The 12672-nt window shown below is 71.1% G+C and carries 15 protein-coding genes; 11 read left to right on the forward strand and 4 right to left on the reverse strand.

Annotation, left to right across the window (positions count from 1 at the left end):
* Positions 1–2: 2 nt before the first annotated feature.
* The 6 genes from ACWCSV_RS06600 (at position 3) to ACWCSV_RS06625 (ending at position 3135) form a co-directional block, all read left to right on the forward strand.
* Complete coding sequence (locus tag ACWCSV_RS06600) at positions 3–404, forward strand: rodlin (RefSeq protein ID WP_451139143.1); 402 nt, start codon at positions 3–5, stop codon at positions 402–404.
* 304 nt (positions 405–708) lie between these two features.
* Entirely contained in the window at positions 709–942 is a 234-nt protein-coding gene (locus ACWCSV_RS06605) for a chaplin (protein WP_451139145.1), read from the forward strand.
* Between the two features lie 268 nt (positions 943–1210).
* Positions 1211–1504, forward strand: a complete 294-nt coding sequence (locus tag ACWCSV_RS06610; protein ID WP_451139147.1) for a hypothetical protein — start codon at positions 1211–1213, stop codon at positions 1502–1504.
* Between the two features lie 199 nt (positions 1505–1703).
* Positions 1704–2114, forward strand: a complete 411-nt coding sequence (locus ACWCSV_RS06615; RefSeq protein ID WP_390957587.1) for a rodlin — start codon at positions 1704–1706, stop codon at positions 2112–2114.
* Positions 2115–2431: 317 nt separating this feature from the next.
* Entirely contained in the window at positions 2432–2608 is a 177-nt protein-coding gene (locus ACWCSV_RS06620; RefSeq protein ID WP_451139149.1) for a hypothetical protein, read from the forward strand.
* 119 nt (positions 2609–2727) lie between these two features.
* A complete protein-coding gene (locus ACWCSV_RS06625) occupies positions 2728–3135 on the forward strand; it encodes a rodlin (RefSeq protein WP_390957585.1) in 408 nt (135 codons plus the stop codon).
* A 170-nt stretch (positions 3136–3305) separates the two neighbouring features.
* On the opposite strand, the gene ACWCSV_RS06630 is transcribed toward ACWCSV_RS06625, so the two are convergent.
* Positions 3306–3806 (reverse strand): DUF5949 family protein, encoded by a 501-nt coding sequence (locus tag ACWCSV_RS06630; RefSeq protein WP_451139151.1) that lies wholly within the window; start codon positions 3804–3806, stop codon positions 3306–3308.
* 387 nt (positions 3807–4193) lie between these two features.
* Between ACWCSV_RS06630 and rsgA the strand changes: the two genes are divergently transcribed.
* Together rsgA and ACWCSV_RS06640 are read left to right on the forward strand one after the other, a co-directional pair.
* Positions 4194–5354, forward strand: a complete 1161-nt coding sequence (gene rsgA / locus ACWCSV_RS06635; protein WP_451139153.1) for a ribosome small subunit-dependent GTPase A — start codon at positions 4194–4196, stop codon at positions 5352–5354.
* 66 nt (positions 5355–5420) lie between these two features.
* Positions 5421–5729 carry a hypothetical protein gene (locus tag ACWCSV_RS06640; RefSeq protein WP_451139155.1) on the forward strand — a complete coding sequence of 103 codons (309 nt, stop codon included), beginning with the start codon at positions 5421–5423 and terminating at the stop codon, positions 5727–5729.
* Positions 5730–5782: 53 nt separating this feature from the next.
* Here the strand turns inward: ACWCSV_RS06640 and ACWCSV_RS06645 are convergent, their stop codons facing one another.
* Positions 5783–6265, reverse strand: coding sequence for a DUF456 domain-containing protein (locus ACWCSV_RS06645; RefSeq protein WP_451139157.1), 483 nt, complete (start codon positions 6263–6265; stop codon positions 5783–5785).
* 124 nt (positions 6266–6389) lie between these two features.
* A complete protein-coding gene (locus ACWCSV_RS06650; RefSeq protein WP_451139159.1) occupies positions 6390–7382 on the reverse strand; it encodes a helix-turn-helix domain-containing protein in 993 nt (330 codons plus the stop codon).
* A gap of 319 nt (positions 7383–7701) precedes the next feature.
* Here ACWCSV_RS06650 and ACWCSV_RS06655 point away from each other — a divergent pair, with 319 nt between their 5' ends.
* Together ACWCSV_RS06655 and ACWCSV_RS06660 are read left to right on the forward strand one after the other, a co-directional pair.
* Positions 7702–9597, forward strand: coding sequence for a protein phosphatase 2C domain-containing protein (locus ACWCSV_RS06655; protein ID WP_451139161.1), 1896 nt, complete (start codon positions 7702–7704; stop codon positions 9595–9597).
* A gap of 128 nt (positions 9598–9725) precedes the next feature.
* Entirely contained in the window at positions 9726–11468 is a 1743-nt protein-coding gene (locus ACWCSV_RS06660; RefSeq protein WP_451139163.1) for a pyruvate dehydrogenase, read from the forward strand.
* Positions 11469–11562: 94 nt separating this feature from the next.
* Here ACWCSV_RS06660 and ACWCSV_RS06665 read toward each other — a convergent pair whose 3' ends face one another.
* Positions 11563–12024 (reverse strand): ribonuclease domain-containing protein, encoded by a 462-nt coding sequence (locus ACWCSV_RS06665; protein ID WP_451139165.1) that lies wholly within the window; start codon positions 12022–12024, stop codon positions 11563–11565.
* 280 nt (positions 12025–12304) lie between these two features.
* Between ACWCSV_RS06665 and ACWCSV_RS06670 the strand changes: the two genes are divergently transcribed.
* Positions 12305–12670: an ATP-binding protein gene (locus ACWCSV_RS06670; protein WP_451139561.1), complete on the forward strand. Its 366-nt coding sequence runs from the start codon at positions 12305–12307 to the stop codon at positions 12668–12670.
* The last annotated feature ends 2 nt before the right edge of the window (positions 12671–12672 follow it).

Below are 12672 nucleotides of genomic sequence, written 5' to 3' on the forward strand. Positions count from 1 at the left end.
TCGTGATCAAGAAGGTTCTGGCGACGGGTGCCGTCGCCGCATCCATCCTCGGTCTCGGGGCCACGCAGGCCATGGCCATCGGCAACGACGGCGGCACGACCTCGGTCAACGGCAACGGTGCCACGCAGTCCTACGGCAACGCCGAGACGAATGGCGACTGGAGCCCGCAGTTCGGCCTGGTCCAGGGGTCGCTCAACAAGCCCTGCGTCGGGCTGCCGCTCAAGGCCAACCTCGGTTCGCTCATCGGCCTGATCCCGATCTCGGTCCAGGACGTCAACGTGCTGTCCTCGCCGCAGAACCAGCAGTGCACCGAGAACTCGACCCAGGCGAAGGGCGACGAGGCGCTGTCGCACATCCTGGACGACATCCCGATCCTCTCCGGCAACGGCGCCGCCAACAACTGATCCACGCGCACCGCAGGGCCCGGGCCGACGGCCTTCCTCCCCGTCCGGCCCGGGCCCGTCCCCTGCCGTCTCCGCGGCAGTAATTGTGGCGGCCGTCCGTGCCCGCGTGCCTGTCGCGGTGCCGGCGGCCGTCGGATCATCGCACCATGCGGGTGGATTCCCAGAAAATCTCTCCTGTGAGAGTTTCGATTCCGCCCGCTCCTCGTTATGAAGGAAAGCGTCGGAGTGACGAGCGATCGACAGAACGCTCGTGCGGCACGAAATGCGTGACCGCCTCGGACTCCGTCGCGAGAAAGGGATGAAAATGAAGTACACCAAGGTCGCCGCTGTCGCCGCCGGAACCCTGATGGCGCTGGGTGCCGCCGCCCCCGCCATGGCCGACGCCGGTGCCGAGGGCGTCGCTGCCGGTTCCCCGGGCGTTCTCTCCGGGAACGTCATCCAGATTCCGGTCCACATTCCGCTCAACGTCTGCGGCAACACGATCAACGTGATCGGCCTGCTGAACCCGGCCTTCGGCAACACCTGCGTCAACGCCTGAAAATGGACCGGGTGAGCCGAGCTCACTCATGGTCGGCCCCGGATCGCCTCGGCGACCCGGGGTCTTCGCCTTTCCTCTCCGAGAACGGCCCTGTGATCCGGGGGAACGGGCTCCGGAGAACGTCCGGAAAATTACCGCCCCACACAGTTTCCGGGGCCATCCGGGCTCGTTGTCCTGGTGCAAGCGGCAGGAGTCACAACCAAAGAAGGCTTGTGTGCGGTCGCCCTGAGCGGCCGATACGGCTGCCGCTCCAGAAGGGAAGCTGAAAGTGAAGTACGCGAAGACCGCCGCGTTCCTTGCCGGTTCGGTGGCCGCCCTCGGAACGGCCGCTCCCGCGTTCGCCGCCGCGGCAGCCCCCACCGCCCCCGTCTTCAGCCTCGACACCGGCCTGAACCAGGTCATGGACAACGCTCCGCAGGTCGTCGACGCGCTCGGCGGCACGGTGGACGGCGCGACGGAGACGATGAAGAAGGACGGCACCGTCGGCAAGCTCGCCGGTGAGGCGAAGAGCGCCGCCAAGGGTGCGACGCCCCTTCTGGGCGGACTCTCGCTCGGCGGCTGACACCCGGTCACCGGCACCCCGCCTTTTCCCCGGCCCGTCAGGGCGGAAAAGGCACTGCGCCGGGCCGGTCCGCGCCGGAGGCCGACTTCCTGTGGCGAAACACCATTTGAGTGAACCGGCGCAACCAATCCCGCATCCGAGAGTTGATCAGATCGCTCCGGACAGGCGGGCACGTAGACATTTCGAGAAGGGCATTTCCATGTTCAAGAAGATTATGACCTCGGCCGCCGTCGCGGCCTCCGTCGTCGGCGTCTCCGCCGCGTTCGCGCCGTCCGCCATGGCCATCGGCAACGACGGCGGTACCACGTCCGTCAACGGCAACGGCGCCGTGCAGTCCTACGGCAACTCCGCCACCCACGGCGACTGGAGCCCGCAGTTCGCGCTCATCCAGGGCTCGCTGAACAAGCCCTGCATCGCGCTGCCGGCCAAGGCCAACCTCGGTTCGCTCATCGGCCTGGTCCCGATCACGGTCCAGGACATCAACGTGCTGTCCTCGCCGCAGAACCAGCAGTGCACCGAGAACTCCACCCAGGCGAAGGGCGACGAGGCGCTGTCGCACATCCTGGACGGCCTCCCGATCCTCTCGGGCAACGGCGTCGGCAACAGCTGACGCGCACGGGTGCGGGGCGGTGCCGCGACGGCGCCCCCCCCGCGCCCGTCGGTGCATCAGCACCCGACCGCGCGGGGCCTGTTCCCCTGTGCGACCGATTCTTCGGCCGTACGGAGGGGACAGGCCCTTCGTCGTGTCCGGGGTCCGTCCGGCAGCCTCCGCCCACCTGGCCGTACGTGCGGGGCGCACCGCCGGGTGCGGCTCCCGCACGGCCCCGGACCGGGGCGGCCCGGCTCCCTGACCCGCCCCGGTAAGGCCGTTGGGCCGGATGCCGCAGTCCGGCCGCCGCGGCGGCCGAGCGGGGGTAGGGCTCTCCCATGGACCAGTACGACAGTCAGAATCCGCCGCACGGGCAGCGGCCCGCGGAGAGCGACACCCCCATCTACGACCGGCTGTTCGCCGAGTGGCAGGCGGCGAACAGCAGCCGCCGGCCCGTTCCGGCGGCTCCCCGTGTTCCGGCGGCACGAAATCATCGCAAATCGCCCGAACAGTAGACCAAAGGCGTCTATTTCACGCCAGATCAAACCCATTTGAGTGGTACTGCGCAACCGAATCTGCGGCGCGGGGTTGATCAATACGTTCCACAACGGAACGCTCCGAAAGGTGAAGCGTGATGAAGAAGATGATGACCGGCGCGGCAATGGCTGTGTCCCTGATCGGTCTGTCCGTCGCCGCGGCCCCGATGGCCCTGGCGATCGGCAACGACGGCGGCACCACGACGGTCAACGGGAACGGCGCCGAGTCGGAGGTCGGCAACAGCGAGACCCGCGGCGCCTTCAGCCCCAACAACCAGCTCATCCAGGGCACGCTGAACGACCTGTGCCTCGGTGTGCCGGTCAAGGCCAACGTGGGCTCGCTGATCGGGCTCATCCCGATCACGGTCCAGGACGTCAACGTCCTGTCCAACCCGCAGAACCAGCAGTGCGCGGACAACTCCACGCAGGCGAAGGGCGACGAGCCGCTGTCGCACGTCCTGGACGACATCCCGGTCCTCTCGGGCAACGGCGCCGGCAACAACTGACCCGCGCGCGGCCGGGCGGCCGGCGGGGATCTCCCCGCCGCCGCCCGCGCCCGCAGGTGAGGCACCGCTCGTGACAATGCCCACCACCCCACGGGGGGTGGTGGGCATCGTCGTGAACGGAGGGGCCGGAGGAGCCGGAGAGGCGGGGCGGCAGCCGGCCAACGGTCCGGTCAGCCGAGTGCGCGCACCGGCATCAGGCAGTGGGCGGACGTGGCGACGATCTCGGGGTTCGCGGCGTACGCGCGCAACTGGTCCTCGGACACCGGCCGTCCGGGCACTGCCTCGGGCCAGGGGCGGGTCGCGAACATGCCGTACACCTGGCCCTGGTCCCTGGCGGCGGCCAGCCACTCGTCGGGTGCCGGGTACTGCGCGGTGAAGTGGGGGAGGGTCAGGACGGCCTGCCCGGACTGGACGAGGAGCTTGACCTGGAGTCCGGGCTGCTCGGCCGCGTTCGCGACGCCGCCGCCGACCTGGAGGCCGGCCCGTTCGAGCGCCGTCCGCATGGAGGCCTCGCCGACCACCGGACCGTCCCGTCCGTCCCCGAGGGAGTAGGTCAGAAGGAAGGCGACATCGTGCCCGCTCTCAGGGTTCCGGCCGCTCCATCCGATCACGATCTGGGTGCCCAACTGGGCAGGGGAGTAGGGGTAGGTGGACGTCTGGGATGAGGTCATGCTCGGCACCCTAACCGTGGCGGACCGGGTGTTGTGCACGCTTATCACCTGAACGAGGGAGATTTACGCGTAAATCCGGCGCGGACCCGGGAAGCGCGCACGACTGCGGCCGCGGTTGGACGGAGGCTCCCGGTAATTGCGTTGACGGGCGCCGGGGGCGACTGGCTAGGGTGGACCGCGTTCCCCTGCGACACCGCACGGGACGCCGAGTCGGCGAACGGCCACCGGCGAGGAACCAGGAGGTGAGGACATTGATGACTGTCACTGCGACGGGCACTGCCCGCAATCGGACCAGTTCTGTTCTCCCCCCTGTGGCCACCGGCTGACCTTCACCTCTCGCCGCGCCGAAGCGCGCGCTGCCGGGGCCACCCTGTGAAGGGTTTCCCCTTGTCTTTCTCCCTCACCGCTCTCTCCGGCCTCCAGGCCCCGTCGCACCCCCTCACGCCGTACGGCTGGGACGACGACTGGGCCGCCGCCTTCGCCCCGTACGCCGCGCAGGGACTCCTGCCCGGTCGTGTGGTGCGGGTGGACCGGGGCCAGTGCGACGTGATCACTCCCTCCGGCACTCTGCGGGCCGACACCGCCTTCGTCGTGCCCCGCGACCCGATGCGGATCGTCTGCACCGGGGACTGGGTGGCCGTCGACCCCGACGGCGACCCGCGCTTCGTCCGTACGCTGCTGCCGCGGCGTACGGCCTTCGTACGGTCGACCTCCTCACAGCGTTCCGAGGGGCAGGTGCTCGCCACCAACATCGACCACATCGTCATCTGTGTGTCCCTCGCGGTCGAACTCGACCTCGGCCGGCTCGAACGGTTCCTCGCGCTCGCCCTCTCCAGCTCCAGCGGCGACGCCCTGCTGGGCGGCGACGCGGATGCCGGCGGACAGCCCGAGATCGTGGTCGTCCTCACCAAGTCGGACCTGGTGCCGGACGCGGCGACGCTCGCGCACCTCACCGAGGACGTCGCGGCCGTGGCTCCCGGCGCGCAGGTTCTCAACGTCAGCTCCCACACCGGCGAGGGCGTCGACGTGTTCACCGCCCTCGTCTCCAGCGGTACGAGCGTGCTCATCGGCATCTCCGGCGCGGGCAAGTCGACCCTCGCCAACACCCTGCTCGGCGAGGACGTGATGGAGGTGATGGCCACCCGGGACGTCGACGGAAAGGGCCGCCACACCACCACGACCCGGAACCTGCTGGTCCTGCCGCACGGCGGGGTGCTCATCGACACCCCCGGACTGCGCGGGGTCGGACTCTGGGACGCGGAGGAGGGCGTCGGCCAGGTCTTCTCGGAGATCGAGGAGCTGGCCGGGCGCTGCCGCTTCCACGACTGCGCCCACGTCTCCGAGCCCGGCTGCGCGGTGACCGCCGCCCTCGATGACGGGTCCCTCTCCGCCCGGCGGCTCGACAGCTACCGCAAGCTGCTGCGCGAGAACCAGCGGATCGTCGCCAAGACCGACGCCCGCGTCCGCACCGAGATGCTGCGCGAGTGGAAGCGCAGGGGAGCGGAAGGGCGGGCCTCCATGGAGGCCAAGCGGGGGCGTGTCCGGTAGGAGTCACTCCTCACGGCCGCCGGGCCGGTGCTCCGGTCCGGCGGCCGTGATGAGCTAATGAGTGGCATGACCTATTTCATGTACGACATCACGGGCACTCCGGTCGAGGAGCCCGACGCCGACGCCGTGCGGGCGGCCGTGGCCTCCCTCGGCGAGACGGACAGCGAGAACCCGGACATCTCGCTCACCCACGAGTCCGGCTGGTCCCTGACCGCTTACGCGGGCGGGCTGCTGCTCTGGGAGAACGTGGAGGACGACTCGCTCGTCCCCGGCGTGATCGAGAAGGCCACCACCGAGGACGTGCTCCGGCTCTTCGGCAGGCTCGCCGCCGGGGACACCGACACGGTGGAGGCGGAGGGCTGGCGCCGCGACTGAACCGGCGCGAGGACGGGCGCGGGCGTTCCGGGGCGGTCGGGCACACCCGGCACTCAGCCCAGGACCACCGCGCCCAGCCACGCCCCGGCCACCAGCAGACACGCGTACAGCTCCACCAGCACCGCGTACCCCGTGGCCCGCATCACCGACCTGACCGAGGCCCATCCGGCGCTCCGGGACCCCAGCCGCAGCCGCTCGACGCCGTAGACACCGCCGACGTAACCGAGGGCCCCGCCCACCACCGGCAGCACGAAGAACCCCCCGATGGCGGCCAGCCCGCCGACGAGCAGGGTCCGGCGCGGCGCCCCCGACTCCCTCGGCCGCCGGGCCGGCAGAAGGGGTTTCAGCGCCTGGTTGAGCAGCAGGACCGCCGTCGACCCGATCAGCACCCCCCAGGCGAGCGGCGACACGTCGGTCAGCGCCCACCAGAGCACGGCGGCCCAGACGATCGCCTGGCCCGGTACGCCGGGTACCAGGACCCCGACCAGCCCGAGCAGCATCACCAGGGCCACGGCGAAGAGCTGCCACACACTCATTCGACCAGCCTGCCGGAGACCCCGGGTTCCCGCGCGTCAGCGCAGGTCGGACGCGGCGTGCCGGGTCCAGGAGCGAGGGAGGCGGCCAGGACCCCGCCGCAGCGGGCCGGGGCCGGGTACGGAGTCAGCGCCGGGGGTGGCTGCGGGCCACCCAGCCGCGCTCGTACGCGTGCCAGCCGAGCTGGAGCCGGGTCGACACACCCGTCAGCTCCATGAGCCCCTTCACCCTGCGCTGCACCGTCCGCAGCCCCAGCTCCAACTGCTTGGCGACACTCGCGTCCGTCAACCCCGCGAGCAGCAACGACAGGATCTCCAGGTCGGTGGGGTCGGGGCCGTTCTCGCCCTCCTTCAGACACCCCTGCTCGCCCAGCCGGAGCGGCATCGCCTCGCGCCAGACAGCCTCGAACAGCCCCATCAACGACTCCAGCAGTCCGCTCGCGTGGACGACCAGGGCCGCGGGTTCGGCGTTCCGGCCGGTCAACGGCACCATGGCGAGGGCCCGGTCCGCGACCACCAGCTTCGTCGGTACCCGCTCCACCACCCGGCACTGCTCGTCCCGGCCCAGCGCGGCCGACAGCTCCAGAATGCCCTGCGGCAGCGACAGCACCTCGCGCTCGACGACCACGCGGAACGAGACCCCGCGCGCCGCCGCCCGCTCCTCCGACTCGTTGTCCGTACCGCTCACCGCGATCGGGTTCCCGGTCACCAGTGCGCAGACCTCGAACGCCGCCCCCAGCTGCAACTGGTGGAAGCGCTGGGCCACCGCGTTCGCCCCGGTCACCACCTCCACCAGGTCGTGCACGGTCGGTTCGCTCGCCTCGGCACGGTACTCGGCGGCCAGCAGCGCCGACGCCAGCTCCGCCTGGTCCAGCTCGTGCCGCTGCTGGATCAGCAGCGCGCCCAGCGCGACGCCGGGCGGAGCCGCCACCCACCGGTCGGACCGCGCCGACGACTGCGCGGCCAGCCCCTGCTGCTCCAGCCGGCGCAGGGTCCGTTCGGTCTCCGCCTCCGGCAGCCCCAGACGGTGCGCGAGATGACGGAGTTCGGCCGCCCCCAGGGCGACCAGCGCGCGGTAGGCCGCTTCCTGTCGTTCGTCGAGACCTATGGCACTCAGCATTCTCCTCGGACCCTCCCCGGGCGTCACGAATCACGCACCACCTGCACCGGCGGACTCGCCGTGGCGGGAAACGGCCACGGCGCAAACCCGCCGCGCCCATCATCCCCGTACTGATGGCCCCCCTGCCAAGGTGGCATCGCCCTAGGACTGTTCCGTGTTTTCCCTGGACACGCGCCGAACAGTCGCGCGGGCCGCCAGGACCGGCCCGCCGGGCGCCCTTCCCGTGGGGGGTGGGGCAGCCCGGCGGGCCAACGGGCCAAGGCCGTGTCTTTTTCCCGACGTCCCGGTTCGGGCCGCCGTTCGCGGTGACAATGAGGGCATGAGTCAGCAGGGGGAGAACTCCACCGACCACGAGGACGATTGGTGGCGCAAGCTCTACGACGGGGCCGCGCCGGACACCGGACCCGCCGCCGCGCGGGACACTCTGGACGACCGCTTCGACTCCGCCGCGGACGCGGTGAGTTCGACGACGTCTCCGGCCGACGGCCCGCAGGAGCCCGCCAATGGCCTGGCGAGCGAGGATGCGGAAAACGAGAGTGCGGCGGTCGAGGGCCCGGACGGCGACGACCCGGCCGGCCCGTACGGCCCCGAGGCCGACACCGGCCCGTACGACCAGGCCGCCGAGGCCGGCCCGTACGACCGGACCGTTGACACCGGCCCGAACGACCAGGCTGTCGACACTGGCCCGTACGACCGGACCGTGGACACCGGACCGTACGATCCGGCTGACCAGGCCGACCCGTACACCTATACCCACGCCGACCCCGACGAGGACGCTCTCCTCGCGGACCAGGACCACCACGAGGACACGGTTGTCACGGCCGCCTGGCGCGGCGTGGTGTCACCCGGCACGCAGCCGTCCGCGCAGCTCCCGTCCGCGCAGCTCCCGTCCGCTCAGCTCCCGTCCGGTCCGCGCCCGCCCGCACCCGACCGGCGTCCGTCCGACCCCCGCTCGCCGGTGCTCGGACCGCCGTCGCAGCGCCCGGCCCCGCCGCAGCGCCCGCCGGTGCCGCCGCCCGGAGTCGTCCGGTTCGCGGCGCCGTGGGAGACGCCCGCCGGGCCCGCCGTGCCGCGCACCTTCGCCGTGCCCGTGCCCCCGCCCCCGCCTCCGGCGGAGAGCCGGAACGACACGGCCGGCGGCAGGCACGCCAAGGGCCCTGCCCCGCAGGGAGCGGGTGAGCCGCTCCCGGTCACCGGTCACCGGCCCGCCGCTCCCGGCCACCTCGGGGACCGCCCGCCCGCCTACGAGCCCGAGCCCGCCACCCTGCCGGCCACCACCCCGCTCAACCTCGACGGACTCGTCCCCGACACCGTTCTCGACGGCGCCCGGTACGGCACGTACACGCTCCGCACCGTCTCCGTGCGCGGCGACGCGGCCCGGTTCTGCGGCGAACCCCGGAGCGACGCGCTGCTCACCGCGCGGTTCGGCAGCGGTGAGAGCGGTCTCGTCCTCGTCGCCGTCGCCCGGGGCACCCGGGGCGCCCGGGGCGCCGAGGGGGCTCACCTCGCGGCGGCGGACGCCTGCCGCTGGATCGGCGGCGCGGTCGGCCGCAGCCATGCGCGCCTCTCCGAGGACATCCGGGCCGGGCGCAGGGGCGAGCTGAAGTCCGGGCTGCACCGGCTCACCGACCGTACGTACGGCAAGCTCCGGTCCCGCGCCACCGAACTGGGACTGGACCCGCGGGAGCACGCGGTCGGGCTGCGCTGCCTGCTGCTCTCCGCCGACCCGCGCTGCCGTACCCGGGTGTTCTTCGGCGTCGGCCTCGGCGGTCTCTTCCGGCTGCGCGACGGTCTCTGGCAGGACCTCGAACCCACCCTCCCCGAGGGCGGGGCGGCCAGCGGTGAGGCAGTCGTCGGCTTCGGCTCGCCGCCGCGCGAGCCCTACGCACCGAGCCCGCCCGGCACCGGCGAGGACCGGCTGACGCTGGACCTCCAGATCCCGACGCCCCCGGGGCCGTACATCGAGGACCCGCTGCCCCCGCCCCCGGAGCCCTTCAGGTTCCGGGCGTCCGTGGCCCGTTCGGGTGACACGCTGCTGCTCTGTTCCCCCGGACTCGCCGACCCGATGCGCGCCGAGCCGGCTCTCGCCGGGGAACTCGCCGCGCGCTGGGCTCCCGGGGGCCCGCCCGGCCTCGCCGACTTCCTGGCGGACCTGCACATCCGGATCGAGGGGTACGCGGAGGACCGCACGGCCGCCGCGGTCTGGGAGGCGTAACCGCGTCCGCCATGGGTTGATGGACTGCGGAGACCGTCCGGCTGCGATCCCCGGAGGTCCGGGAGTTTCGGATTCCGGAGTCCGGACAGCCGATCGTGCACGGATCACGGGCAGAGAGGCGCATTCCCATGGCCAAGCAGAACGTGTCGGAGCAGTTCGTCGACATTCTCGGACGGGCGGGAGTGAAGCGGCTGTACGGCGTCGTCGGTGACAGCCTGAACCCGGTCGTCGACGCCGTCCGGCGCCACCCCGGGATCGAGTGGATCCAGGTCAGGCACGAGGAGACAGCCGCCTTCGCGGCCGGTGCCGAGGCGCAGATCACCGGTGACCTCGCGGCCTGCGCCGGCTCCTGCGGCCCCGGCAACCTCCACCTGATCAACGGGCTGTACGACGCCCACCGCTCCATGGCCCCGGTGCTCGCCCTCGCCTCGCACATCCCCTCCGGCGAGATCGGACTCGGCTTCTTCCAGGAGACCCATCCGGAGCTGCTCTTCCAGGAGTGCAGTCACTACAACGAGATGATCTCCAACCCGCAGCAGATGCCTCGCCTCCTCCAGACGGCGATCCAGCACGCCATCGGGCGGGGCGGCGTGAGTGTCGTCTCCATGCCCGGTGACGTCGCATCCCGGCCGGCGCCCGAGAAGTCGGTCGAGCACGCCCTCGTCACCTCGCGGCCCACGGTCCGTCCGGGCGACGAGGAGATCGACAAACTCTGCAGGATGGTCGACAAGGCCAAACGGGTGACCCTGTTCTGCGGCAGCGGTACGGCCGGCGCGCACGCCGAGGTGATGGAGTTCGCCGAGAAGGTGAAGGCGCCGGTCGGCCACGCGCTGCGCGGCAAGGAATGGATCCAGTACGACAATCCGTACGATGTCGGGATGAGCGGGCTGCTCGGCTACGGCGCCGCGTACGAGGCGACCAACGAGTGCGATCTGCTGATCCTGCTCGGCACCGACTTCCCGTACAACGCCTTCCTGCCGACCGACGTGAAGATCGTCCAGGTCGACGTCCGGCCGGAACGGCTGGGGAGGCGGTCCAAGCTCGATCTCGCGGTCTGGGGCGATGTACGCGAGACGCTGCGCTGCCTCACCCCGAGGGTGAAGCCGAAGAGCGACCGCAAGTTCCTCGACCGGATGCTGAAGAAGCACGCCGACGCGCTGGAGGGCGTGGTCAAGGCGTACACCCGCAAGGTCGAGAAGCACACACCGATCCACCCGGAGTACGTGGCCTCGGTCCTGGACGAGATCGCCGACGAGGACGCGGTGTTCACGGTCGACACGGGCATGTGCAACGTCTGGGCGGCGCGCTACCTGACGCCCAACGGCAAGCGGCGGGTGATCGGTTCGTTCAGCCACGGCTCGATGGCCAACGCCCTGCCGCAGGCGATCGGCGCCCAGTTCACCGACCGCAACCGCCAGGTCGTCTCGATGTCCGGCGACGGCGGATTCTCCATGCTGATGGGCGACTTCCTCACCCTCGTCCAGTACAACCTGCCGGTCAAGGTCGTACTGTTCAACAACTCCGCGCTCGGCATGGTGGAGTTGGAGATGCTGGTGGGCGGACTTCCCTCGTTCGGTACGACCAACAAGAATCCGGACTTCGCCGCGGTGGCGCGTGCGTGCGGCGCCTACGGCGTCCGGGTGGAGAAGCCGAAGCAGTTGGAGAGCGCCTTGCGGGACGCCTTCAAGCACAAGGGCCCGGCGCTCGTGGACGTCGTCACCGACCCGAACGCCCTGTCCATTCCGCCGAAGATCAGCGCCGACATGGTGACCGGCTTCGCGCTCTCCGCGGGGAAGATCGTGCTCGACGGCGGGGTTGGCCGGATGCTCCAGATGGCCCGGTCCAACCTGCGCAACGTGCCCCGGCCCTGAAGAAGCCCTTACCCGACGGAGCTTGAGGGGTACGCGCCGCCGGTGGGGGGCGGCGGCGCGTACCGGAACCGGGTGTCGCGATGGGACCGAAGCGTCAGCAGCCGTGGTCGACGAGGTCGAAGGTCACGTAGTGGTCGGCGGTGTAGTAGTCCTGAACCGCCGAACCGGTGACGATCCGGCGGGCACCCCGAGTGGTGGAGCCCGGCGTCACGACCGTGTACTCGTGGTAATAACCGGCGGCCTTGCTGGGCAGGACGCCCTCGCGGTTCTGGAACACCACGCCGTCCTGCGAGTAGGGGAACGGGCCCCCGGCGTCGATGAGGTCGAGCGTGTCGTGTGCCTGGGACGGCAGGTCGGAGTAACAGATGCTGCCGACCGACGCGACGGAGAACAGCGCGTAGGGGGAGGAGGCGGCGTACGACGGGGAGGAGGCGTACGCCGCCGCGGAGGTGGGGGAAGGGTCCGCGACGGCGGCCGAGACCGGGGCACCGACGAGGAGCGCGGACAGGAGGGCGGCGGTGCCGCCGAGCGTGATGACCCGTGGGGGGATTCGCATGGGCTCTATGATGACGCGCGTAGATCCCTCCGCGTCAACGGCAACTCCCCGGAATTTTCTCGAAGTTAACCAACGGAGTCACCAGCGGGCGCCACTGTGCGCGACAAAGCGTGATCGCGTGGTGGCGGGGCATGCATTCCGTGAGGACGTTCGAGGGATCGAGGAAGAAGGAGGCTGAATCGGCGTGCGGGCGGGGGACATGATGGAACGTCACAACAAGGCCGGTCACCGCGGGGGAGGGGGACGTTCTCCCGGCGTCGGAGAGGGGCAGGGCGAATGCCTGTACCGCCGGCTCGGGCACACCGACAGCTCCGCCGTCGGAAAGGTCCGGCGTGATCTGCGGGACTTCCTCCGGCCCCGGATCGGCACGGAGTCCGTCGAGACGGCGGAACTGCTGATGAGCGAACTGCTGACCAACGCGCTGATCCACACCCGCAACGGTGCGGCCGTCACGGCCACGGTCGAGGGGGCACGGGTCCGGGTGGAGGTGCGGGACTTCGCGTCCGGCATGCCCCGGTCGTACGTACCGAACGCCGACGACGGTACGCACGGCAGGGGGCTGATCCTGGTACGGAGCCTCGCGGACGCCTGGGGGGTGGAAGCGCAGGTGCTGGGCAAGGTGGTCTGGTTCGAGGTCGTCGATTAGGC

The sequence above is a fragment of the Streptomyces sp. NPDC001770 genome, from assembly GCF_053596135.1.